The organism is Amycolatopsis sp. (assembly GCF_025464955.1).
In the GTDB taxonomy this organism is placed as follows: Bacteria; Actinomycetota; Actinomycetes; order Mycobacteriales; family Pseudonocardiaceae; genus Amycolatopsis.
Genome location: NZ_JAODNM010000182.1, coordinates 1 through 23,659, shown reverse-complemented (window position 1 = coordinate 23,659; position 23,659 = coordinate 1). Strand labels below are relative to the sequence as shown.

Annotated in this window: 24 protein-coding genes and 1 pseudogene; 20 read left to right on the top strand and 5 right to left on the bottom strand. The window is 68.8% G+C overall.

Going from position 1 to position 23,659, the window contains the following annotated elements; all coding sequences use genetic code 11:
• The 3 genes from infB to rbfA form a co-directional block, all read left to right on the top strand.
• Positions 1–1,586 (top strand): translation initiation factor IF-2 (infB, locus tag JWQ81_RS44715; protein ID WP_297551725.1); only part of this gene is annotated, 1,586 nt, incomplete at its 5' end.
• 97 nt (positions 1,587–1,683) lie between these two features.
• The gene (locus JWQ81_RS44710; protein ID WP_297551729.1) at positions 1,684–1,977 is read left to right on the top strand and encodes a DUF503 domain-containing protein; all 294 of its coding nucleotides are present in this window, start codon (positions 1,684–1,686) and stop codon (positions 1,975–1,977) included.
• A gap of 47 nt (positions 1,978–2,024) precedes the next feature.
• Positions 2,025–2,483: a 30S ribosome-binding factor RbfA gene (gene rbfA / locus JWQ81_RS44705; RefSeq protein WP_297551724.1), complete on the top strand. Its 459-nt coding sequence runs from the start codon at positions 2,025–2,027 to the stop codon at positions 2,481–2,483.
• Positions 2,484–3,000: 517 nt separating this feature from the next.
• Here rbfA and JWQ81_RS44700 read toward each other — a convergent pair.
• Positions 3,001–4,041, bottom strand: a complete 1,041-nt coding sequence (locus tag JWQ81_RS44700; RefSeq protein WP_297551723.1) for an SAM-dependent methyltransferase — start codon at positions 4,039–4,041, stop codon at positions 3,001–3,003.
• Between the two features lie 25 nt (positions 4,042–4,066).
• Between JWQ81_RS44700 and JWQ81_RS44695 the strand changes: the two genes are divergently transcribed.
• The 12 genes from JWQ81_RS44695 to JWQ81_RS44640 all read left to right on the top strand — a co-directional run bounded on the left by JWQ81_RS44695 (position 4,067) and on the right by JWQ81_RS44640 (position 16,835).
• On the top strand, positions 4,067–5,083 hold the full coding sequence (locus JWQ81_RS44695) for a bifunctional oligoribonuclease/PAP phosphatase NrnA (protein WP_297551722.1): 1,017 nt from the start codon (positions 4,067–4,069) through the stop codon (positions 5,081–5,083).
• Positions 5,084–5,116: 33 nt separating this feature from the next.
• Positions 5,117–6,451 (top strand): MATE family efflux transporter, encoded by a 1,335-nt coding sequence (locus tag JWQ81_RS44690; RefSeq protein WP_297551728.1) that lies wholly within the window; start codon positions 5,117–5,119, stop codon positions 6,449–6,451.
• A gap of 367 nt (positions 6,452–6,818) precedes the next feature.
• Entirely contained in the window at positions 6,819–8,138 is a 1,320-nt protein-coding gene (locus tag JWQ81_RS44685; protein ID WP_297551727.1) for a nitrate/nitrite transporter, read from the top strand.
• Between the two features lie 22 nt (positions 8,139–8,160).
• A complete protein-coding gene (gene truB, locus JWQ81_RS44680; RefSeq protein WP_297551721.1) occupies positions 8,161–9,075 on the top strand; it encodes a tRNA pseudouridine(55) synthase TruB in 915 nt (304 codons plus the stop codon).
• Positions 9,076–9,120: 45 nt separating this feature from the next.
• The gene (locus JWQ81_RS44675; protein ID WP_297551720.1) at positions 9,121–10,122 is read left to right on the top strand and encodes a bifunctional riboflavin kinase/FAD synthetase; all 1,002 of its coding nucleotides are present in this window, start codon (positions 9,121–9,123) and stop codon (positions 10,120–10,122) included.
• Positions 10,123–10,219: 97 nt separating this feature from the next.
• Positions 10,220–10,699: a helix-turn-helix transcriptional regulator gene (locus tag JWQ81_RS44670; RefSeq protein WP_297551719.1), complete on the top strand. Its 480-nt coding sequence runs from the start codon at positions 10,220–10,222 to the stop codon at positions 10,697–10,699.
• An 11-nt stretch (positions 10,700–10,710) separates the two neighbouring features.
• The gene (locus tag JWQ81_RS44665) at positions 10,711–11,223 is read left to right on the top strand and encodes a 2'-5' RNA ligase family protein (protein ID WP_297551718.1); all 513 of its coding nucleotides are present in this window, start codon (positions 10,711–10,713) and stop codon (positions 11,221–11,223) included.
• 157 nt (positions 11,224–11,380) lie between these two features.
• Positions 11,381–11,650, top strand: coding sequence for a 30S ribosomal protein S15 (gene rpsO / locus JWQ81_RS44660; RefSeq protein ID WP_297551717.1), 270 nt, complete (start codon positions 11,381–11,383; stop codon positions 11,648–11,650).
• Positions 11,651–11,919: 269 nt separating this feature from the next.
• Entirely contained in the window at positions 11,920–14,166 is a 2,247-nt protein-coding gene (locus JWQ81_RS44655) for a polyribonucleotide nucleotidyltransferase (protein ID WP_297551716.1), read from the top strand.
• A gap of 88 nt (positions 14,167–14,254) precedes the next feature.
• On the top strand, positions 14,255–15,619 hold the full coding sequence (locus tag JWQ81_RS44650; protein ID WP_297551726.1) for a pitrilysin family protein: 1,365 nt from the start codon (positions 14,255–14,257) through the stop codon (positions 15,617–15,619).
• Positions 15,616–16,392 carry a 4-hydroxy-tetrahydrodipicolinate reductase gene (dapB, locus tag JWQ81_RS44645; protein WP_297551715.1) on the top strand — a complete coding sequence of 259 codons (777 nt, stop codon included), beginning with the start codon at positions 15,616–15,618 and terminating at the stop codon, positions 16,390–16,392. Before JWQ81_RS44650 ends, dapB begins: the two co-directional genes overlap by 4 nt.
• Complete coding sequence (locus JWQ81_RS44640; RefSeq protein WP_297551714.1) at positions 16,389–16,835, top strand: tetratricopeptide repeat protein; 447 nt, start codon at positions 16,389–16,391, stop codon at positions 16,833–16,835. Before dapB ends, JWQ81_RS44640 begins: the two co-directional genes overlap by 4 nt.
• A gap of 411 nt (positions 16,836–17,246) precedes the next feature.
• Here the strand turns inward: JWQ81_RS44640 and JWQ81_RS44635 are convergent, their stop codons facing one another.
• Positions 17,247–17,765, bottom strand: a complete 519-nt coding sequence (locus JWQ81_RS44635) for a hypothetical protein (protein ID WP_297551713.1) — start codon at positions 17,763–17,765, stop codon at positions 17,247–17,249.
• A gap of 171 nt (positions 17,766–17,936) precedes the next feature.
• Here JWQ81_RS44635 and JWQ81_RS44630 point away from each other — a divergent pair.
• Positions 17,937–18,392 (top strand): annotated as a pseudogene (locus JWQ81_RS44630) (GtrA family protein); the annotation flags it as partial.
• An 84-nt stretch (positions 18,393–18,476) separates the two neighbouring features.
• Here the strand turns inward: JWQ81_RS44630 and JWQ81_RS44625 are convergent.
• Entirely contained in the window at positions 18,477–19,037 is a 561-nt protein-coding gene (locus tag JWQ81_RS44625) for a GNAT family N-acetyltransferase (protein ID WP_297551712.1), read from the bottom strand.
• Positions 19,038–19,126: 89 nt separating this feature from the next.
• Between JWQ81_RS44625 and JWQ81_RS44620 the strand changes: the two genes are divergently transcribed.
• Positions 19,127–20,344 carry a crosslink repair DNA glycosylase YcaQ family protein gene (locus JWQ81_RS44620; protein WP_297551711.1) on the top strand — a complete coding sequence of 406 codons (1,218 nt, stop codon included), beginning with the start codon at positions 19,127–19,129 and terminating at the stop codon, positions 20,342–20,344.
• Between the two features lie 46 nt (positions 20,345–20,390).
• On the opposite strand, the gene JWQ81_RS44615 is transcribed toward JWQ81_RS44620, so the two are convergent.
• Together JWQ81_RS44615 and JWQ81_RS44610 are read right to left on the bottom strand one after the other, a co-directional pair.
• Positions 20,391–21,365: a DUF4097 family beta strand repeat-containing protein gene (locus JWQ81_RS44615; RefSeq protein ID WP_297551710.1), complete on the bottom strand. Its 975-nt coding sequence runs from the start codon at positions 21,363–21,365 to the stop codon at positions 20,391–20,393.
• Positions 21,366–21,376: 11 nt separating this feature from the next.
• Entirely contained in the window at positions 21,377–21,904 is a 528-nt protein-coding gene (locus JWQ81_RS44610) for a toxin-antitoxin system HicB family antitoxin (protein ID WP_297551709.1), read from the bottom strand.
• 190 nt (positions 21,905–22,094) lie between these two features.
• Between JWQ81_RS44610 and thyX the strand changes: the two genes are divergently transcribed.
• From thyX to JWQ81_RS44595, 3 genes are all read left to right on the top strand, one after another.
• On the top strand, positions 22,095–22,847 hold the full coding sequence (gene thyX, locus JWQ81_RS44605) for an FAD-dependent thymidylate synthase (RefSeq protein WP_297551708.1): 753 nt from the start codon (positions 22,095–22,097) through the stop codon (positions 22,845–22,847).
• Positions 22,844–23,248: an ACT domain-containing protein gene (locus tag JWQ81_RS44600; protein WP_297551707.1), complete on the top strand. Its 405-nt coding sequence runs from the start codon at positions 22,844–22,846 to the stop codon at positions 23,246–23,248. Before thyX ends, JWQ81_RS44600 begins: the two co-directional genes overlap by 4 nt.
• 78 nt (positions 23,249–23,326) lie before the next feature.
• On the top strand, positions 23,327–23,659 hold a 333-nt coding region (locus JWQ81_RS44595), incomplete at its 3' end, for an Nramp family divalent metal transporter (RefSeq protein ID WP_297551706.1).

Here is a 23,659-nt window from a genome sequence, read left to right as displayed (position 1 = left end):
AAGAGCAGGAAGCTGCGCTCCATGCCCGGTACTTCGCCGGGGTCGACGAGGAGGTCGACCCGGCGCTGCTTCGCCCCCGACCGCCGATCATCACGGTCATGGGCCACGTCGACCACGGCAAGACCTTGTTGCTCGACAAGATCCGCTCAGCGAATGTCGTTGCGGGTGAAGCGGGCGGCATCACCCAGCACATTGGGGCGTATCAGGTCGAGAAGGAAGGTCAGCTGCTGACCTTCATTGACACTCCCGGTCACGAGGCCTTCACTGCAATGCGTGCACGCGGTGCCGAGGTGACCAACATCGTCGTCCTCGTTGTCGCGGCTGACGACGGCGTCATGCCGCAGACGGTCGAGGCGATCAACCACGCGCAGGCCGCCAAGGCCCCGATCGTGGTCGCGATCAACAAGATCGACAAGGAGGGCGCGAACCCGGACAAGATCCGGCAGCAGCTCACCGAGTACAACCTCGTGGCCGAGGAGTACGGCGGCGACACGATGTTCGTCGAGATCTCGGCGCGGGAGAACATCAACATCGATGGTCTCCTCGAGGCGATCCTGCTGACCGCGGACGCCGCACTGGACCTCCGGGCCAACCCGGACATGGAGGCCCAGGGTGTCGCGATCGAGGCGCACCTGGACCGCGGTCGCGGTCCGGTCGCCACGGTGCTGGTGCAGCGCGGAACGCTGCGGGTCGGCGACTCGGTCGTCGCCGGCGACGCCTACGGCCGCGTGCGGAAGATGGTCGACGAGCACAACGTCAACGTCACCGAAGCGACCCCGTCGCGTCCGGTGCAGGTCATCGGGTTCACCTCGGTGCCCGGCGCCGGTGACACCTTCCTCGTCGTCGACGAGGACAGGGTCGCGCGGCAGATCGCCGAGCGACGGTCCGCTCGTACCCGCAACGCGCTCAACGCGTCGCGGCGCAAGCGGGTCAGCCTCGAAGACCTCGACGAGGCCTTGCGGGAGACCAGCACCCTTAACCTGATCATCAAGGGTGACAACTCCGGTACGGTCGAAGCGCTCGAGGCTTCGCTGATGCAGCTTGATGTCGGCGAGGAAGAGGTCGAACTCAACGTGGTCCACCGCGGTGTCGGTGGCGTCACGGAGTCCGACATCGACCTGGCGACCGCGTCCAACGCGATCGTGCTCGGCTTCAACGTCCGTGCGCAGGGCAAGGCGACAGAGCGGGCCAACCGCGACGGCGTCGACGTCCGCTACTACACGGTGATCTACCAGGCCATCGACGAGATCGAGGCCGCGCTCAAGGGCATGCTCAAGCCGATCTTCGAAGAGGTCGAGCTGGGCAAGGCCGAGATCCGCGGGATCTTCAAGTCGTCGAAGGTCGGCACGATCGCCGGTTGCATGGTCATCTCGGGCGAGATCAAGCGCAACGCCAGGGCACGGCTGCTTCGCGACGGCAACGTCGTGGCGGAGAACCTGCCGATCAACTCGCTGAAGCGTGAAAAGGACGACGTCACCGAGGTCCGCGAGGGCTTCGAGTGTGGTCTCACCTTGGGCAGCTACAGCGACTTGAAGCTGGGCGATGTGATCGAGACCTACGAGCAGCGCGAGAAGCCTCGCTCCTGATCGTTTCGGGTCCCGGTTGGGGGGAGGGTGACCTCCCCCCAACCGGGACCGTCTCGTTTTTTGACGTTCCTTATCCCCGACACCACCTTTGATGCCCATGTTCGTCGGAGCCCTCGAGCTCGACATCCTGCTCGGTGACGTCCATTCACTGAAGCAGAAGCGATCAGTGGTCAAGCCGGTGCTCGCCGAGGTGCGCAAGCGCTTCGACGTTTCGGTGGCCGAAGCCGGTCACCAGGATCTGCACCGCCGTGCCCTGATCGGAGTCGCCGTAGTCGCCGCGGGTGGCGAGCACATCCGTGACGTGCTCGACTCGTGCGAACGGTTCATCGCCAGCCGCCCGGAGTTCGAACTGCTCTCCGCGCACCGCCGGTTACTGGGCCCGGACGACTGACCAGCATTCTCAAGATTCATCGCTTCAACCAGAGAGAGAGGTGCGTGGTGGCTGACCCAGCACGCGCGCGCAAGCTCGCCAAGCGGATTTCGCAGATCGTGGCTTCGGCCATCGAGCACGACATCAAGGACCCGCGGCTGAACTTCGTCACGATCACCGATACGAGGATCACCGCGGATCTCCACGACGCGACGATCTTCTACACGGTCCGTGGTGAGAAGCTCGACGCCGAGCCGGACTTCACGGCCGCGGCGTCGGCGCTCGAGTCCGCCCGGGGTGTCTTGCGCAGCAAGGTCGGCGCGGGCACCGGTGTGCGTTACACGCCGTCCATCGTGTTCCAGGCGGACAGGATCCCCGAAGACGCGCAGAAGATCGAGGACCTGCTCGCCAAGGCCCGCGAAGCCGACGCCGAGGTCGCCCGCCGCGCCAGCGGTGCCCAGCACGCCGGCGAAGCGGATCCGTACAAGCCGCCGCGCGAAGAAGAGACAGACGAAGACGCAGACTGAGCGCATTTCGCGCGCAGTCGAACGCGTTCCGCGGACAGGTGTGGGTAGTCCCCGCACCTGTCCGCTTTTTTGCGAGGCTCGAGCTATCCCTCGGGCAGCGAGTGGGCCGCTTCGGCGCGGAACCCGTCGACCAGTCTGGTGCTGCCGGTCGGCTGGTGGTGAATGTGGGACTCATCGGCCTGAACGTGGGACTCGCCGGGCCGGAGTGTGGGACTCGCCGATGTGCTGTGCGAGTCCCACGTTCAGCGAGGGCGAGTTCCACAGTCAGAGCGGCGAGTCCCACACCTAGCTCCGGACACCGGCTTTCGCCCGTACACCGACACGACTCGGCCGGCCTTCGCGCCTGCCAGGGACTCCCCGCCCCAGTCCGTGCTGCGGTAGAACCCAGCCAGTCCACATCAACCAGCACCCACACAGACGACCGAAGACCCACAAAAGTACAAAAATGCCCTCGTTGGCAGTGGTGGTCACCGCAACTCGACGGCGAGTTGCGATCGTTGCGGACGCTAAGTACCGCTCAACCGGGTTTGCGGGCGACGACGAGGTCTCGCACGATCGCCTGGTCCACGCGGTGGGCGAAACCGGCGAGCGGTTCGTCGTTGCGCACTTCGAGTCCGGCGCGGTCGAGGATGTCCACCAGTTCCTCGCGCCGGGTGACGTTGGTGTTCCAGGAGATGCCCATCGCCCCGCCGGGCCGCAGCACCCTGGTCCACACCGGCACGGCCGCGGCGAGCAGGTCGCGCGGGCTGCGCGCGAGGCTCGCGTCGCCGACGCGGTGGCTGCCGTGCTGCACGCCGTAGGGCGCATCCGTGACGATCACGTCCACGGAGTTCGCCTTGAGCATGTCGTCGGTGGTCAGCGTGTCGCAGTTGAAGTAGGTGAGGCGGCGTTTTTCCCCGGCCTTGTACAGCTCCTTGGTCAGCCCGAATTCGATGTCGAGCTTCCGGCCCAGCCGCACCTTGTTGCGGCGGACCTGGCCGGACTCCGCGAGGTGCTTGACGCGTTTGGTGCGTAGCCAGGTCTTGATGAACGTCTCGAACGCGTCGAAGTCCTTGCCGTCGACGTCGAGCCCGGTCGCGTCGAAGCCGTACATCATCGCCTGCGTCAGTGTGGTGCCGCGCCCGCACAGCGGGTCCAGGACGTGCAGCTGCCCGCCGAGCATGGCCGCCGGGTCGATGGTCGAGAGCAGGGTGACGTTGAACAGCAGTTTCGTGAACAGCTCGTTCGTCTTGCCCGGGTACTTCTGGATGGTCAGCAGATCGGAGTCGAACCCGGCGAGCGGGCTGATCGTGATCGGCCGCAGCGTTTCCGGTTCGCGCTCGAACAGCGCGTACAACGACGAGAGGTTCGACAGCAGCGCGATGTCCCGCTCGGCGAGTGGCTCCGGCGTCGAGAACGTCACGTAGCCGACGCCGCCGATCGAGGTCTCGCCGATGTCGGTGATCCCGGCGGAAAGCGCGACGCCGAACACCGCCAGCTCGGCGCGCAGCAGCACGGGCGAGGAGTCGGTGTAGACCCGGTTGGCTGACGGGTAGACGAGAATCGCGTAGTCAGGCATCGCGATGAGGGTAGCGTGACGCGGTGTGACCATGACTTTGGAGCAGGACATCACGCGTGCCGCCGCGATACTGGCCCAAGCGACCGACGTGACGCTGCTCGGGCATGTCCGCCCCGACGCCGACGCGCTGGGTAGTGCGCTGGCGCTCGCGCGGGTGCTGCGGCAGCGCGGGGCCACCGTACGGGTTTCGTTCGCTTACCCGGACACCGTGCCGGAAACGCTGCGCGGCCTCGACGTCGACGGCCTGTTGGTACGCCCGGCGGACCTGCCCGCCACAGAACCGCTGCTCGTCGCGCTCGACACGCCCACTCTCGGCAGACTCGGGGCGCTCGGCGGCAGGGTGGCGGCGAACACCGCACTCGGCGGCGAAGTACTCGTCGTCGATCACCACACGTCCAACGAGTTCTACGGCACGCACCACGTCGTCGACGTCACCGCCGAAGCCACCGCGGTACTCGTGCTGAAGTTGATCGACGCGCTCGGCGCACAGCTCGACGAGCCGACGGCCCGCTGCCTGTACGCGGGTCTCGTCACCGACACCAGCGGTTTCCGCCGGGCGACGCCGTCGACGCACCGGATGGCTTCGCGGCTGCTCGACGCCGGCGTGAACCCGGACGAGGTCGTTCGCCAGGTCGTCGACGATCACCCGTTCGCGTGGCTGCCGATGCTGGCCACCGTGCTCGCCGGCGCGCGTCTGGAGCCCGACGCCGCCCAGGGGCTCGGCCTCGCGCACGCGGTGGTGACCGCCGCCGTCGCCGCGACCGTGCGCGCGGAGGAGGTCGAGGCCGTCGTCGACGTCGTCAGGTCGACGCGGGATGCCGAGGTCGCCGTCGTGCTCAAGGAGTCCGAGCCGGACGGCGACGAGCAGGTCTGGCAGGTGTCGCTGCGCTCGGCCGGGAAGGTCGACGTCGCGACGGCGGCGCGTTCCCTCGGCGGTGGCGGACATCGCCTGGCCGCCGGCTGCACCCTCCACGGCACCGCTGAGCAGGCGCTCACCCGCCTTCGTGAGGCCCTCGACACAGCCCCGCTGCTCCCCGGCTGATTTGTCGGTACCCCCGGTTACGCTGCGAGCGTGTTGGACGAAACGGACGCTCCCGATGCTCCCGATGCCGAACGGGTCCCGGCACGGCGGATCTTCGGGCTGGCCGTGCCCGCTCTCGGCGTGCTCGCCGCGGAGCCGCTGTACGTCCTGATCGACACCGCGGTGGTGGGCCACCTCGGCGCTCTGCCACTGGCCGGGCTCGCCCTCGGCGGGGTGGTGCTCGCGCAGGTGTCGAGCCAGCTCACGTTCCTGTCGTACGGCACGACGTCGCGCACCGCTCGGCTGCACGGCGCCGGACGCCGTCCCGAAGCGGTCGCCGAAGGGGTGCAAGCGACCTGGCTGGCCCTCGGGGTCGGGCTTGCCCTCCTCGTCGCCGGTCAGCTGCTCGCGGTCCCGGTCACGCGACTGCTCGCGGGTGATGGGCCGGTGGCGGACGGCGCGGTGTCGTGGCTCCGGATCGCGTTGTTCGGCGCGCCGCTGATCCTGGTCACGATGGCCGGGAACGGCTGGATGCGCGGGGTACAGGACGGTGCGCGGCCACTGCGTTATGTGTTGGGAGGCAACGGAATCTCGGCGGTTCTGTGCCCGGCGCTGGTGTACGGCGCCGGGTGGGGGCTGGAGGGGTCCGCGATCGCGAACGTGACCGCGCAGATCATCTCGGCGACGCTGTTCCTCCGCGCGCTCGTCCGCGAGAGGGTGTCCCTGCGGCCGCATCCCCGCGTGATCCGCGCGCAACTCAGCCTCGGGCGTGACCTCGTCTTGCGCAGCTTCGCCTTCCAGGCCTGTTTCGTCTCGGCCGCCGCTGTCGCCGCGCGCACGTCCACCGCCGCCGTTGGCGCGCACCAGGTCGTCCTGCAGCTGTGGACGTTCCTGTCGCTCGTGCTCGACTCGGTCGCGATCGCCGCCCAGTCGCTCGTCGGTGCCGCCCTCGGTGCCGGCTCCAGCCGACAGGCCAGGGGCCTGGCCACGCAGATCATCCGGTACGGGCTGATCATGGGGTGTGTGCTCGGGGTCGTGTTCGCCGCGTTGTCGCAGGTCCTGCCCCACGTGTTCACGTCGGATCCTTCGGTACTGCGTGAGATTCCGCACGCGTGGTGGTTCTTCGTGGGCCTGCAGCCCATCGCCGGGATCGTGTTCGCGCTCGACGGCGTCCTGCTCGGCGCCGGCGACGCGGCCTTCCTCCGCAACGCGACGCTGATCAGCGCCGGGCTCGGGTTCCTGCCGCTGATCTGGGCTTCGCTCGGGTACGGCTGGGGCCTGGCCGGGATCTGGACCGGGCTGTCGCTGTTCATGGTGTTCCGGCTGGTCGCCGTCGCCGCCCGCTGGCGTTCGGGCAAGTGGGCAGTCATCGGGGCCGTCCGCGCCTGAGCGGTGGGGCCGGTGGGCAGTCGGTGCTGTTGTGACGTTGGGGCCCGTTCGCGAGTCACACCGACACCACCAGCCCCACGGGATGCGGGTCTCTGATCCAGTCCACGCGCCCCTGAGGGGTGTCCGGTGGTTGGTGGGTTGAAGTGGCCGGTTCGGCAGGTGTGACGCTGTGATCTGTCGTGAAGGCCCCCTTCACGGCGTAAGGCGCACTCAACTAGGCCTTCACATCGGAGCTTGTGGCGAATCCCACTGCGGTAACGGCTATGTTTCGAGGTTGCATCGGCGATACAACAGTTGCGGGCGGCAATGCGGGCGCCTTCCGTTGCCCCCTCTCGTTTTTCGCCTGCCTTGGGAAGGAAACCCCGTGCTGCCAGTCACCGGCCGCGCTACCCGCCGGTCTTGGTTCGTCTGGCTCACCGCCGCGGGGGTCTATCTCCTCGCGGTGTTCCACCGCACGTCGTTCGGGGTCGCCGGGCTGCAGGCCGCCGACCGGTTCGGCGTCGGGGCCGCGGCGCTGAGCACGTTCACCGTGCTGCAGGTCGGGGTCTACGCGGCCATGCAGATCCCCACCGGGGTGATGGTCGACCGGTACGGCCCGCGCCGCGTGCTGACCGCCGCGCTGCTGTTCCTCGGCCTCGGCCAGATCCTGCTGGCGGAGGCGCATTCCTATCCGCTCGGCCTGCTCGCCCGCGGGGTACTCGGCTTCGGCGACGCGATGACGTTCGTCAGCGTGCTGCGCCTGATTGCCGCGCACTTCCCCGGCCGCCAGTACGCCGTGGTCACCTCGTTCACCACCGCCATCGGCTACCTCGGGAACCTGGCCGCGACCGTGCCACTCGCACTGCTGCTCGCCGGTCCCGGCTGGACACCGACCTTCCTGGTCGTCGGCATCGCCACCGCGCTGTACGCCGTCATCGTCGCGGTGAAGGTCAGGGACACACCGACGCCGGTGCCGGTCGTCCCGCGCGAGGCGGTTCGTGCCCGGCATCTCGGCCGCCAGATCGCGTCGGTGTGGCGCGTTCCGGGTACCAGGCTGGGTTTCTGGGTCCATTTCACCACGATGTTCGCCCCCAACGTGCTCGCGATGCTTTGGGGCGTGCCGTTTCTCGTTCAGAGTCAAGGACTTTCCCCTCGGACGGCGAGTGCGCTGCTGACCGTGTTCGTGTTCGGCTCGATGATCGGCGGCCCGCTCACCGGCGCGTTGATCTCCCGGCGTCCGGGCGCGCGGATGCCGCTCGTCGGCGGGTACATCGCCGGCGCGATCGCGGTCTGGGCCGTGCTGCTCGCCTGGGCCGGCCCGGTCCCGGTCGCCGTCCTGGTCCCGAGTTTCGCCTTCCTCACCCTCGGCGGGCCCGCGTCGATGATCGGGTTCGCCCTCGCCCGCGACTACAACCCGCTCGAACGTGTCGGCACCGCGACCGGGGTGGTCAACGTCGGCGGGTTCGTCGCCACCACGATCGCCGCGCTGGTTATCGGCGTACTGCTGCAGTGGACCGGCGGCAACTTCCGGATCGCGTTGCTGACCGTCGTCGCGCTGCTCGCGCTGGGCACGTGCCGCATGCTCGTCTGGTGGCGCCGGACTCGCGCCCACCTGTTCGCCGCCGAAGCCAGGGGCGAGGACATCCCGGTGCGGATACGCCGTCGCCGCTGGGATGAGAATGCCGGAGTGCCCGTACTGGCCGGCTGACGCCCCGGATAGGGTTCCCGCCGTGTCTCGCCCGAAACAGCCCCGCAAACCCGCTCCTCCGCCCGGTCTCGTCGTCGTCGACAAACCGGCCGGCATGACCTCCCACGACGTCGTCGCGAGGGCCCGCCGCATCATGGGCACCCGCAAGGTCGGCCACGCCGGCACGCTCGATCCGATGGCCACCGGGGTACTGGTGCTCGGCATCGAGCGGGCGACCAAGCTCCTCGGGCACCTCGCGCTGGACCGCAAGACGTACCTGGCCACCATCACCCTCGGCGCCTCGACGACCACCGACGACGCCGAGGGCGAGTTCGGTGACCGGGCCGACGCGGCGCAGCTCGCCGCGGTCACCGACGAGGCGATCGCCGCCGGGATCGCCGTACTCAGCGGCGACATCCAGCAGGTCCCCAGTGCGGTCAGCGCGGTCAAGATCGACGGCAAGCGCGCCTACGCCCGGGTGCGGGCCGGGGAAGACGTCGTCATCCCGTCGCGCCCGGTCACGGTGTACCGCTTCGACCTGCTCGGTACCCGCCGCGAAGAACACGGCATCGAGCTGGACGTCGTTGTCGAGTGCTCGTCCGGAACCTACGTCCGCGCGCTCGCCAGGGACCTCGGCGCCGGCCTCGGCATCGGAGGCCACCTGAGCGCCCTGCGACGCACGACGGTCGGCCCGTTCACCCTCGCCAAGGCACGCACCCTCGAGAAGCTCGAAGAGAGCCCGGAGCTGTCGTTCGACCTCGACTCGGCCGTCGCCGCGGCCTTCCCCCGCCGCGACGTCGACCAGGCCACCGCGCGCGCCGTCCAATTCGGACAGAAGGTGGCCGCGGCCGGCATAGACGGCACCTACGGCGTGTTCGGTCCGGACGGCCGGGTGCTCGCGCTCGCGGCCGACGAAGCCGGTACGACCCGGTCGGTGGTCGTGCTCTTGCCCGCATAGGGTTGGGCCGGTCGGGACGTTCGAAAGAGTTGGGAGCCGGGCACCGTGCAACGTTGGCGTGGGTTGGGGGACCTCCCCGGTGGCTGGGGCCGCTGCGCGGTCACGATCGGCGTGTTCGACGGTGTCCACCGAGGACACCAGGCGCTGATCCGCCGCACGGTCGCGGCCGCCGCCGAGCGCGGGGTGCCGAGCGTGGTGCTGACCTTCGATCCGCATCCGTCGGAGGTCATCCGGCCCGGCAGCCACCCCGCCCAGCTCACCACGTTGCGCCGCAAGGCCGAGCTGGTCGAGGGACTCGGTGTCGACGTCTTCGCGGTGCTGCCGTTCACCCTTGAGCTGTCCCGGCTCCCGGCAGGCGACTTCGTGCACGAGGTGCTCGTGGACAAGCTGCACGCGGCCGTGGTGATCGTCGGCCAGAACTTCACCTTCGGCCACATGGGCGCCGGCGACATCGAGCTGCTGCGCACGCTGGGCCGACGGTTCGGGTTCGCCGCCCAGGGCGCCGAGCTGCAGGGCCGGTCCCTGTCCGGCGAGCTGCCCGACCAGACCGACGCCGACCAGACCGACACCGGACAGACCGACAGCGACATCACGTTCTCCTCGACGTACGTCCGCTCCTGCATCGACGCCGGGGACATGGCCGCAGCGGCGGACGCGCTCGGCCGGCCGCATCGGCTGGAGGGCATCGTCGTCCGCGGGGCCGGCCGGGGGCACGACCTCGGCTACCCGACGGCGAACCTGTCCACCCCGCGGTACGCCGCCGTGCCCGCGGACGGGGTGTACAGCTGCTGGTTCACCCGTTCGTCCGATCCGGGCAAGCGCCTGCGCGCCGCGGTGTCGGTCGGCACCAACCCGACGTTCTCCGGGCGTGAACGCACGGTGGAGGCGTTCGTCCTCGACGTCGACGAGGACTTCTACGGCCAGCACGTGGCGGTCGACTTCGTCGTCAAGCTGCGCGACCAGGTGCGGTTCTCCACTTCGGCCGCGCTCGTCGAGCAGATCGACGATGATGTGGTGGCCACCAGGCGGGTGCTCGGCGAAGACTGACTCAGGTGCGGGGGCGAACCGGACCGAAGTTCCATCCCACCTGGCAAGATGCTTATGGACCGGATACGACGAGGGTTGGTTAGGGGAGCAGACCACGGTGGAGGACCACAAGATCGTCCAACGCAACATCTCGCTGCAGAAGGAGTGGTACGGGGAGCCGCTCGGCGACCGGGTGCGGCGGCTGGTCGTCGCGTTCAACATCTCGCAGGCGTTCCTGGCCGAGGTGCTGGGCATCAGCGCACCCATGTTGAGTCAGGTCATGAGCGGTCGCCGCGCGAAGATCGGGAACCCGGTCGTGCTGGCCAGGATGATCATGCTGGAACGCAAGATCATGATCCCCGCGGTCGCCGCCGGGCGTGCCGACGCGATGCTGGCCGCGCTGGAGGACGTGCGCGACTCCCGGCCGACGGTCGGCCGGGACAACTTTCCGGTCGGCGCGATCGCTGACGACGAGGCCGTGCTGTCCGCGCTGCGGGAGATCGCCGAGGACGAGGATCTCGGCGAGGCCGCGAAGCGTCTGGACGAGGACTTCCCGGCGTTGGCCGACCTGCTCCGCCGGGCCGGCAACGGTAACTGAGCCGGCAGTCCGTGTCGCTCTTCACCGCCTTCGTGCCGCCGGTCGACGTCGTTGAAGCGCTGGAAGCGGAGCTGGCCGGCCACGGCGCCGCTGACCCGTGTCTGCGCTGGTCAGCGGCGGGTCAATGGCATGTCACCCTGGGTTTCTACGGTTCGGGGGAGCCGGTCGCCCGTGCCGCTTGGCTCGCCGAGCGGCTGGCGGGACGTCCAGCGCCGCGGGTCCGGCTGAACGGACCGGGAACATTTCCCGGCGTCCTGTGGTTGGCCGTCGAAGGACTAGGCCTCGCCGAGCTGGCGGAGGCGGCGGGCTCGGGTCTCGAAGACCGTGAGTACCGGCCGCATCTGACGCTCGCCCGGTTTCCTCGCGAACAACCTGCGTGGGCTCAGCGCTGGGAACAGGCGCTATCCGGGTTCGGCACCGGGTTCTGGACAGTCGGCGAAGTGGTGTTGATGTCGAGCGACCCGGGCGATGGCAAGTCGGCGGAGTCGCCCTATCGAGTGATCGAGAGCTGGTCTCTCCGCTGACCGGGCAGGCTAGGTACTCCTCGCCCGAAGGGGCTGATCAGCCTGCTGCTAGCCTTGACAATCGGGTCCGGCTGCAGTCCGTGGCGGCCGTGACCGACTTCCCGTCGCGAAGCACGTGTTCGGGCCGCACGGCACTTGATATCTAGGAGCACTACCAGTGGCACTGTCCACCGAAGAGAAGAAGACGATCCTCACCGAGTACGGCGTGCACGACTCGGACACGGGATCCCCCGAGGCTCAGATCGCGCTGCTCAGCAAGCGCATCGCCGACCTCACCGAACACCTGCGTACGCACAAGCACGACCACCACTCGCGTCGCGGGCTGCTGCTGCTGGTCGGCCGTCGCCGCCGGCTGCTCAACTACGTGATGAAGGTGGACATCGAGCGGTACCGGTCGCTGATTGCGCGACTCGGCCTCCGCCGCTAGCCCGAAACGAGGGGGAGTGACCCGCTGGGTCGCTCCCCCTCGGCACAGGCGCTGAAAATTCGGCGTCTGGAGGAAAACACCACAGGGTGAGCGCTCACCGCGCACGAGGACACGTCCGCCGGTCCTCGGTAGTGGCTTCCGGGGATGCCCCGGGGGCTTCGATCGAAGACCGGCCTTGAGTTCTCAGGCGTGCCCCACATGGGTGGGGAGCCAACGGGCACTACGCAGTGCCCGGCGCGAGCCCGGGAACCAAAGAGGAGATACACCATATGACCGACTCCACCGGAGTCACCGTGCACGAGACCGAAGCCGTTATCGACAACGGCCGGTTCGGCACTCGCACTGTCCGCTTCGAGACCGGCAGGCTGGCCAAGCAGGCCGCCGGCGCGGTCGTCGCGTACCTGGACGAAGAGACGATGTTGCTCTCGGCCACCACCGCGTCGAAGCACCCGAAAGAGCATTTCGACTTCTTCCCGCTGACCGTGGACGTCGAAGAGCGTATGTACGCCGCCGGCCGCATCCCGGGCGCGTTCTTCCGCCGCGAAGGTCGTCCCTCGACCGACGCGATCCTGACCTGCCGCCTGATCGACCGGCCGCTGCGCCCGTCGTTCACCGACGGTCTCCGCAACGAGATCCAGGTCGTCATCACGGTTCAGAGCCTGAACCCGGACGACCCGTACGACGTGCTGGCCATCAACGCCGCCTCGGCGTCGACCCAGATCGCCGGTCTGCCCTTCTCCGGCCCGATCGGCGGCGTCCGCGTCGCGCTGATCGAGGGCCAGTGGGTGGCGTTCCCGACCTGGTCGCAGCTCGAGACCGCGACGTTCAACATGGTCGTCGCCGGCCGCATCGTGGGCGATGACGTCGCCATCATGATGGTCGAGGCCGAAGGCACCGAGAACACCCTCGACCTGATCGCTTCGGGCGGCACCGCGCCGACCGAGACCATCGTCGGCGAGGGCCTCATCGCCGCCAAGCCGTTCATCCGCGCGCTGTGCGTCGCGCAGCAGGAGCTCGCCGCGGTGGCCGCCAAGCCCACCGGCGACTTCCAGGTCTTCCCGGCCTACCAGGCCGACGCCTTCGAGGCCGTTTCGGCCGCCGCGACCGACGAGCTGTCGGCCGCGCTGTCCATCGCGGGCAAGAAGGAGCGCGACACCGCGACCGACGAGGTCAAGGCGAACCTGCTGGCCAAGATCGGCCTCGGCGAGGGCGAAGCCTTCGCCGGACGTGAGAAGGAGATCGGTGCCGCGTTCAAGGCACTGACCAAGAAGCTCATCCGCGGCCGCATCCTGCGCGACAACTTCCGGATCGACGGCCGCGGCCTCACCGACATCCGGCAGCTCTCCGCCGAGGTCGCGGTGATCCCCCGCGCCCACGGTTCGGCACTGTTCGAGCGCGGCGAGACCCAGATCCTGGGTGTCACCACGCTGAACATGCTCCGCATGGAGCAGCAGATCGACGCGCTTTCGCCGGAAACCAAGAAGCGCTACATGCATCACTACAACTTCCCGCCGTTCTCCACCGGGGAGACCGGCCGCGTCGGTTCGCCGAAGCGCCGGGAAATCGGCCACGGTGCCCTGGCCGAGCGTGCGCTCGTGCCGGTGCTGCCGAAGCGGGACGAGTTCCCGTACGCCATCCGCCAGGTCTCCGAGGCGCTGAGCTCCAACGGGTCCACCTCGATGGGTTCGGTCTGCGCCTCGACCATGTCGCTGCTGAACGCCGGTGTGCCGCTGAAGGCGCCGGTCGCCGGTATCGCCATGGGCCTGGTTTCCGACGAGGTCGACGGCGAAACGCGCTACGTCGCGCTGACCGACATCCTCGGTGCCGAGGACGCGTTCGGTGACATGGACTTCAAGGTCGCCGGTACCAAGGACTTCGTCACCGCGCTTCAGCTCGACACGAAGCTCGACGGCATCCCGTCCGACGTACTGGCCGCCGCGCTGCAGCAGGCCAAGAACGCCCGCCTCACGATCCTCGACGTCATGTCCGAGGCCATCGACGAGCCGGACGAGATGAGCCCGTTCTCGCCGCGCGTCACCAGCGTCAAGGTCCCCGTGGACAAGATCGGCGAGGTCATCGGCCCGAAGGGCAAGATGATCAACTCGATCACCGAGCAGACCGGCGCCGACATCTCCATCGAGGACGACGGCACGATCTACGTGGGCGCGGCCGACGGCCCGTCGGCGGAGGCGGCGATCGACATGATCAACGCCATCGCCAACCCGCAGCTGCCCAAGGTCGGCGAGCGGTTCCTCGGCACCGTGGTGAAGACGGCCGCCTTCGGCGCGTTCGTCTCGCTGCTGCCGGGCCGCGACGGCCTGGTGCACATCTCCAAGCTGGGTAACGGCAAGCGCATCGCCAAGGTCGAGGACGTGGTCAACGTCGGCGACAAGCTCCGCGTCGAGATCGCCGACATCGACAACCGCGGCAAGATCAGCCTGATCGTGGTCAACGAGGAAGACGCCGCGGCGGCCGACAAGCCTGCCGAGGCCGAGAAGGTCGACGCCACCAGCTGATCCTGGTTCAAGTGTCACGGATGGGGCTTTCCTTGCGTACCGCGCACGGAAAGCCCCATTCATTATCTAGCGAGTGAGTAAGGGTTCCATGGCGGTACAGATTCCCGGGCACTCCCAGCCCGTCGGCAGCACCCGGACACTGGAGTCCACTTCGGACGGCGCGCTGGTCAAGCGGACCGTGCTGCCGGGCGGCCTCCGGGTGATCACCGAGCACGTCCCGGCGTCGAGGTCGGCCACGGTCGGGCTCTGGGTCGGCATCGGTTCGCGGGACGAGCCTGAGAACGTCGCCGGGGCCGCGCACTACCTGGAACACGTGCTGTTCAAGGGAACCACGCATCGCGACGCCACCCAGATCGCCGAGGAGATCGACGCGGTCGGCGGTGAGTTCAACGCCTTCACCTCGAAAGAGCACACCTGTTACTACGCGCAGGTGCTCGACGAGGACCTCCCGCTCGCGATGGACCTGGTGACCGACGTCGTCTTCGAGGCGCTGTGCACCGACTCCGATGTGGACGTCGAGCGGTCTGTGGTGCTCGAAGAGATCGCCATGCGCGACGACGATCCCGAGGACCTGCTGCACGAAACCTTCGTCAGCACGGTTCTTGGCGAACACGCGCTCGGACTTCCGGTGCTGGGCACCGAAAAATCGATCATCAACATGTCCGCGTCGGCGCTGCGCGGGTTTTACCGGCGTCGCTACACGATGCCCCGGATGGTCCTCGCGGTCGCTGGCAACGTCGACCACGCCCAGGTGCTTCGCTTGGTGCGCAAGGCTTTGCGTGCCCGTCTGACCGGCACTGGCACGCCGGTGCCGGCGCGTACCGGGCGGGCGCGGATCACCGCGAAGCCCAAGCTCGCGCTGCACACCGACGACACCGAGCAGGTGCACATGATGCTCGGCATGCGCGCGTTGTCCCGCCACGACGAGCGGCGGTTCGCGCTATCGGTGCTCAACGCCGGGCTCGGCGGCGGGATGAGTTCGCGGCTGTTCCAGGAGATCCGGGAGCGCCGCGGGCTGGCGTACCAGGTGTATTCGTCCACGGCGAGCTACGCCGACACCGGTCACTTCGCGGTGTACGTGGGTTGCCAGCCGGACAAGCTGGGTGAGGTCGCCGGCGTGGTCCGCGAGGTCCTCGACCAGGTCGCGGCCGACGGGCTCACCGACGCCGAGGTCGCCCGCGCGAAGGGCCAGCTGCGCGGCGGCCTGGTGCTCGGCCTCGAGGACACGTCGTCCCGGATGTCGAGGATCGGCAAGAACGAGCTCAACTACGGCCGCTACCTCGGCGTCGACGACACGGTCGCGCGGATCGACACCGTCACGACCGAAGAGGTACGTGCGCTTGCTCGCACTTTGCTGGGCCGCCCTGGTGGGGTCACCGCGGCGGCCGTGGTCGGACCGTACGCTCACGTGGACGACCTGCCCGACGATCTGCACGAGGTGATCACGTCATGACGGAGTCCGCGAAACGCGGCGAGGACAATCCGATCCGCGTCGGCGTTCTGGGCGCGCGCGGCCGCGTGGGCACTGAGGTCGTCAAGGCCGTCGGGGAGGCCTCCGGGATGGAGGTCGTCGCGACGGTCGACGAGGGGGACTCGCTGTCCGACCTGGTCGACGCGCGCGCCGAGGTCGTCGTCGACTTCACCCATCCCGGCGTGGTGATGGACAACCTGCGCTTTGTCGTGGAGCACGACATCCACGCCGTCGTCGGGACCACCGGGTTCACCGCCGAGCGGCTGGCCATACTTACCGAGTGGCTCGCGGCCAAGCCGTCGCTCGGCGTGTTGATCGCGCCGAACTTCGCGCTGGGCGCGGTTCTGGCGATGCGGTTCGCGCAGCAGGCGGCGCGGTTCTACGAGTCCGTCGAAGTGATCGAGCTGCACCACAACCGTAAAGCCGACGCCCCGTCCGGCACGGCGGCGCACACAGCGAGGCTCATCGCCGAAGCGCGCCGGGAAGCCGGTTTGAAGCCGGGTTCCGACGCGACGTCGACGGGTCTCGAAGGCGCTCGCGGTGCCGACGTCGACGGCGTGCACGTGCATTCGGTGCGGTTGCCCGGACTTGTGGCGCACGAAGAGATCCTGTTCGGCGGCGAGGGCGAAACGCTCACCATTCGCCACGATTCCCTCGACCGTTCCTCGTTCATGCCGGGCGTGCTGCTCGGTGTACGGGAAATGCCGACCAGGCCCGGGCTCACGGTCGGCCTGGAGAACGTGCTGACGCTGTGAGGGCACGCAACGTCGCACTGGTGATGACGGCGGCACTGCTGGTGTACCTCGTCATCCTCGCCGATCGCGCGATCCTGCTCATCGCCACCGGCGAAGCGCTGCCGGTGCTGCTCGGGATCGGTGTGCTCCTGCTTCCGCTGCTCGGGATCTGGATCGTGGTCGCCACCTGGCGTTCGGGTACGAAAATCCAGCGGCTGTCACGTCGTCTGGACGACGAAGGCGGCCTGCCGGACACCTCGGACCTGCCGAGGATGCCGTCCGGCCGCGTCGACCGCAAAGCCGCTGACACCTGGTTCGACCAACGCCACGCCGAACTCGAAGCGGAACCGGAAGACTGGCGCACCTGGTACCGGCTGGCCTATGCCTACGACATCGCCGGCGACCGCAAACGCGCTCGCGAAACCATGCGCAAAGCCGTCGAGCTCGAAGCCAACGCCCCCTGACAAGGGCACTTTTGTACTTGTGTCGTATGTGTGGGTCCGCGACGCCTCGGTGGCTGGTGAGGTTCTTGAGGTCAGCGGGTGTGGTCGGCTGTCAGTGAATGTGGGACTCGTCGGTTTGAACGTGGGACTCGCCGGGCCGGAGTGTGGGACTCGCCGACGCGCTGTGCGAGTCCCACGTTCAGCGAGGGTGAGTCCCACAGTCAGACCGGCGTGTCCCACACCCAGCTCCGGACACCGGCATTCGCCGTACACCGGATACGACCCGGCCCTTGCTGCGGTAAAAAGCAGCCAGTCCACAGCAACCAGCACCCACACATACCACCGAAGAACCACTTTTGTACCTTTGTGCCCTCCTTGATTTTTCACCGAGGGCACAAAAGTACAAAAGGGCCCGCCTGGAAACCGGAGGGGCTAGAAGTGCAGCCAGCCGGCGAACAGCGCCGGTGACGCGGCGAGCACGCTGAACCGGATCCACCGGCCCACCAGTCCGGCGCCGAGGAACGTCGAGATCCGCATCTGCGCCAACCCGGCCAGCACGCTCGTCGCCATGAACGGCGGCAGGCCGATCAACGAGCTCACCCCGTAGGTGCCGGTCATCCAGTGCGGGTGGCGGTGGCAGCGCTCGCGGAGGCCGTCGATCTTGGCGCGTAAGGATTTCGTCCGCAGGTGCCAGCGCTCGCGCCGGGCGGACGGCGGGCGGACGCGGTGCAGCCGGTCGTGCAGGAACGCGGGCAGTTTGATCGAGCCGCGCGCCGCCAGGTAGTACAGGAGCTTCCCGGCGATCTGGCCGATCGCCACCACCGCGCCGAGCAGCAGCCAGTGGGTTTCCGGACGGCTCGCCACCAGACCGACGATGAACACTTCCACGCTGATCAGTGGGATGATCGCCGAACCGAAGGCGACGCCGAGGGCGACGCAGAGCCAGCCCATTTCACGCCTCCTTCACCTAGGTCCTCGCTGGTTCTCGCTTATCCCTTTTCCAAGTTATCAGTCAATTTCGGAGAGACACGGGTGTTAGCCCCACTCTTTCCGCAAGTGGTAACCCCCTAACCATCATCTTTTCGTCGGCTTGCCGTCACTTTGCACTGGGAGTCTGGCGGGGTGGCCGACGAGCACGACGACATCCGCAGACCAGCTCTCGCGGCCGGGTTCGGGACCTTCTGTGCGGCCGTGGTGCGCCGTCTGCCGTTCGGGCTCGCGTCGCTCGTGGCACCGAGCCTGATCGGGTTCGCCCTCATCAACGGGTTGACGTTCGGGGTGGACCTCGGGTTGCTCACGGTGTTCCACGGCTCGTTGAGGTTGCCGCTGTGGCTGTCCATCACGCTGGGCTACCTGGGCGCCTTCGGGCTCGGTTTCGTCCTCAACCGGGCGCTGAACTTCCGCTCGCACGCACCGGTCGGCGCCCAGGCCCTGCGCTACGCCGTCGTGATCGCGGTGAACTACTTCGTCCTGCTGCTCGGCATCGGCGGCGGTCTGGTCGCGCTCGGGGTCGAGTACCACCTGTCGCGGCTGGCCGCGGGTGTGGGGGAGGGCGTGTTCATGTACTGCGCGCTGCGGTGGGTGGTCTTTCCCCGGCGAGTTGAGCCTCGTCAAATTGAGCCCCGCCGAAGTGAGCCCGGCCCAAGTGAGCCCGGGGCTGGGTTACTCGACCAGCGCGAAGTCGAGGGCGCCGGTCAAGCGGACCTCCCGCACCGTCGTCTCGCCGGTGTCGAGGGTCCGAACCGTGCCGTCGGGCTTCCACCCCGCCCGCCGGAAGAAGGCGAGTGACGCGTGGTCCGACTGGGCCACCCAGGTGATGCCGCGCGCGCAGCCCGCGTCACGCAAGTGCGCGGCGGCGGTGCCGAGCAGCCGCCCGGCGTGGCCGCGACGGCCCCACCGAGGCTCCACCAGCACTGACGCGATCAGCCCGGTCTGCGCGGCGTCCTCGGGTAGCTCGCCGTTCGCGTCGGCGACTTCGCCTTCCGGAGCGGCGCCGGCGACGCAGAATCCGACGGTGAACTCGCCTTCCGTCGCGATGAGGACCTCGGTCGCCGGGTGCTCGATGGCGAGTGCCCATTCACGCTCGGCATCGAGGGCGTCGAGTTCGGCCAGCGCGTGCTCGCCGATCAGTCCGGCGTAGGCGGCGCGCCAGGTCTCGCGCTGGATCCGGGCAATCTCGCCGGCGTCGTCGGCGGTGGCGGGCCGGACCGCTGCGATGCTCATCCGGGCAATCTACTTTCGCGCCGCGTGGTGGTCGCCGCGAGGGTGCGTGCGCGGAAAGTGTCGGTGGTGCGTGCCACGATGGGCCGATCATGGAGAAGATGAGTGCTGCGGCCGCGCGCAGAACAGCGTTGGCCGCTCAAGGTTTCGGTGAGTCCCGGCCGGTTTCCACGCCGACGCGGCGCCACCTGCGGAAGGCGCTGTCCCAGGTCCAGCTGATCCAGCTCGACTCGGTGAACGTCGCGGTGCGGGCGCATTACATGCCGCTGTTCTCCCGGCTCGGCGCCTACGAACCCGCGCTGGTCGACGACGCGGCCTGGTCACACACGGCGCGCAAGCCTCGGATGCTGGTCGAATACTGGGCGCACGAGGCGAGTCTGCTGCCGGTCGAGGATTGGCCGCTGCTGCAGTCCGGGGCGAAGCGGCAAGGCTGGTGGACCAACTACGCCCAGATCGTCGACCGGACGCCCGCGTTGGTCGAGGACATCCTGGCGGTGGTGAAGGAACTGGGTCCGATCGGCGCCGGCGGTATCGAGCGCGAGGTCGCCGGGGCGGTCGGCCGCGGGCCAGGCGCGTGGTGGGAGCGGTCCGAGGTCAAGAAGGTCTGCGAATGGCTGTTCGGGATGGGCCGGCTCACCACCGGCACCCGCCGTTCGTTCGAGCGGTTGTACGACCTCACCGAGCGCGTGGTGCCGCCGGCGCTGCTGGCCAGGCGCGTCACGCCCGACGAAGGCGCTCGTGAGCTGATTTCGCGGTCCGCGATCGCGCTGGGCGTAGCGACCGAGACCGACCTCCGGGACTACTACCGCCTCGGTCCCGCCGTCGCCAGGCAGGCCGTCGCGGAGCTGGTCGAGGATCGGGTGCTGGAGCCGGTGGCGGTGGAGGGCTGGCGTCCCCAGGCATACCGCCATGCTGCCGCCCGCACCCCGCGAGCCATCGCCGGCCGCGCGCTGCTGTGTCCGTTCGACCCGTTGATCTGGGAGCGTGCGCGCACCGAACGGATCTTCGACTTCCACTACCGCATCGAGATCTACGTGCCGGAGCCGAAGCGGGTGTACGGGTACTACGTGTTTCCGTTCCTCCTCGACGGCGAGCTCGTCGGGCGCGTCGACCTCAAAGCGGACAGGGCCGCGGGAGTTCTCCGCGTCCAAGGCGCCTTCGCGGAGCCCGACGTCGAGCCCGGCCGAGTCGCCGCCGAACTCGGCGGGGAACTCCGGCTCATGGCTGGTTGGCTCGGCCTCGACGACGTCGTCGTCGGTGCCCGCGGAGCCCTCGCCCCCGTCCTCCGCCGAGCCCTCAAGACCAGCTGAGAGCCCTCGCGAGTCCCACGTTCACGTGGCCGAGTCCCCCACACGGCTACTTGGCGGCGCGGGTTACTACGGCGTTGCCGGAGCCGGTGCGGGCACGCACCTTCAGCGCGACCCCACCCTCAGGTGCGGAGTCGGCGACGTCGAGCTCGCTCGAGACCTTGCCGGCCCCCGAGGACAGCTCGACCTCGGCCGCGACCCCTGGGCTGACGCCGATGCGGACCTCTCCGGAGCCGGTGATCAACTCGAGCGAACCGGACGAGGCTTCGGCCACCGAAAGGTTGCCGCTGCCGCTTCGTGCCATGACGTCGCCGGCCACCGCGCCCAGCCAGACATCGCTGGTGCCGGTGGCCAAGGTGGCCGAGCCGGACAGTGAGGTCGCCTCCACATCGCCGCTGGCGGTCCGCAGCTGCAGGCCGGCGAGTGTCGGTCCGAGTTTGACCCCGCCGGTCCCGGTGCGGATGACCGCGGGTCCGTCGGCCTGGCCCAAGGTGACTTGGCCCGATCCGGTGGCGATGTCGGCGCGGCCGGCCGACCCACTGACGGTGACGTCGGCCGCCCCCGCGCGCACCGAGAGGTGGGAACCGGCTGGGGCGCGTACGGTCACCGCGAGCGGGACGTTGCGCAGTGGCATCGCCTTCGATGCCTGCACGACCAGGCGGTTTCCGAGCTTTTCCACCCTCGTCTGGCGCAGTGCCTCGGCGGGATCGCCGTCCCAGTCGCCGCCCAGCGCGTTGCCGAACCGCTCGTTGACCCAGTTCAGCATGTTCGTCATGCTGCCGACCCACTCCGGCTTCGCCGAGGCGTCCGGCCGCAGCTCCACGGTCGCCTCGCCCGCGTCGTTCGCGCTGTCGAGGTTGATCACCACCTTGCCGAGGGTGAGGCTGATGTCGATTTCGATCGGCCCGTCGACACTGAAGGTGTCGGTCCGCACCGCCGAGTCTTCGGTGACGGCAGTGTTGTCGGCGTCGGGAGTGTTGTCAGCGTTGCCGGCCGCTTCGGTGTTCTCTGTTTCTTCGCTCATGGTTCCGCCCCTCAACCCTGGACCCAGCCGTGCAACCGGCTGTCGGTCCGGTTCCCCTGGTCCGGCTTGCTTTCCCGGTGGTGCATGGACGACTTCCCGAGCGCGCCCTGCACAGCCTGCGAGACGAACGTGTTCAACGACACGCCCTGCGCGGCGGCGGCCTGCTCCGCCTGCCCCTTGATCTGCTCGACCAGCCGCAGCGTCATCCGGCTGATGTCACCGCTGTCCATCAGCGGCGAAGACGACAGTGGCGGCTTCGGGGTTTCCCGCAGCGGTTCGCGCGCGGGCTCGGCCGTGCCGGAGCCGGTGACGACCACCCGCACCTCCCGGCCGTCGAGGCGGACCTCGACGACCTGGTCGGCCAGGCTCGCGGTGACCTCGGCCGCCAGATCGGCGAGCACGTTCATCAAGGTCAGCCGCACGGCCGGCTCGAGCGCGCCGGACAGCAGGGCTGCCGCGCGCCTGGTCCCTTCGTCGCCGGCGGAGGCCGTCGCGGCCAGGTCCTCCCGCAGGCTGGTGATATACGGTGTCAAGTCCATGACACCACTATGGCGTCAATGGTGTCACCCGTCAAGGAACGATGGTGTCGTCAGCCGGTCGAAATGATGTCTTGACGGGGCCGGGTGATGTCCTGGACGAAACAGTCGGTGCGGCCGGTTACGCTGCCGGTGTTCTGGAGACGGTGGTGCGAGCCCGGGCGGGGGCCTTCCCGGGGGATGGAGTGCGAAAGTGGTCGAGACGGTGTTGCCCAAGGTGCAGCTGATCGCGAAGACGGAGTTCTTCCCGCCGGAAGGCGCGCCGTGGACCACCGACGCCGACGGGGGTGAGGCGCTGGCCGAGTTTGCCGGCCGCGCCTGCTACCAGTCGTGGAAGAAGCCCAACCCCAAGACGGCCACCAACGCCGGCTACATCGACCACATCATCGAGGTGGGGCACCTTTCGGTGCTCGAGCACGGCTCGGTGAGCTTCTACATCACCGGCATCTCGCGCTCGCTGACCCACGAGCTGATCCGCCACCGCCACTTCTCCTATTCGCAGCTGTCGCAGCGCTACGTCCCGGAGAAGGACGCCGCGTTCGTCGAGCCGGACGTCATCGCGAACGACCCGGAGCTGCACGAGACGTTCCTCGCGGCTGCTCAGGCGAGTGTCGATGCCTACACCGCGCTGCTCGGTGGCCTCGAGAAGAAGTTCAGCGACGTCCCCAGCGCCACGCTGCGCCGCAAGCAGGCCCGCCAAGCCGCGCGTGCCGTGCTGCCCAACGGCACCGAGACGCGCATCGTCGTCACCGGAAACTACCGCGCCTGGCGGCACTTCGTCGCCATGCGCGCCACCGAACACGCCGATGTCGAGATCCGCGGCCTGGCCATCGAATGCCTCCGTGAGCTGCAGAAGGTCGCGGGCAACGTGTTCGCCGACTTCACCATCTCCACGCTGCCCGACGGCACCGAGGTCGCGTCCAGCCCGAAGGTGTTCGAAGGATGAAGCATCGCCTCGCGATCGACGCGCAGCCGGGGGAGTACGTGGTGGCACGGCTGCCCGCGGACGCGCCGGTCCCGGCCGGGCTGCTCGAACACCAGCCGACGGTCCTGATCTCGGTCACCAGGACTCCCGGCGAGCTGTCGATCATCTGCCCGGCCGCGCTCGTGCCCGAGGGCGCGGCGGTCGAGGCGGGCTGGCGCCTGCTCACTGTCCGCGGGCCGCTGGCGTTCACCCTGACCGGCATCATCGCCGCGATCTCCAGCGAGCTCGCGGCGGCCGGTGTCGCCCTGTTCGGCATGTCGACCTTCGACACCGACCACGTGCTGGTCCGCTCCGACGAGTTCGGCCGCGCGGTCGCGGCCCTGCGGGCGTCAGGGCACGAGGTAGTCGCCGACGTCGACTAGGACGAGGCTCACCCCCGCATTGTTCGGCACGCCTAAACTTTATTTTTGGGCGTCCGACAATACGGGTATGGTGGCGTGATGGCGCTTGTGGAGAGTCGGCCCGCCCGCGGGCGGTGGCGTGCGGGGGCCGCACTGCTCGGCCCGGCGTTCGTCGCCGCGATCGCCTACGTCGACCCGGGAAATGTCGCTGCCAACCTGACCGCGGGCGCCCGCTACGGGTACCTGCTCGTGTGGGTGCTCGTCGCCGCCAACGCCATCGCGGTCTTCATCCAGTACCAGTCCGCGAAGCTCGGCATCGTGACCGGATCGAGCCTCCCCGAGTTGCTCGGCTCGCGTCTCGGTACGGGAACGCGCCGCGCGTTCTGGGTGCAGGCCGAGCTGGTCGCCGCCGCGACCGATCTCGCAGAAGTC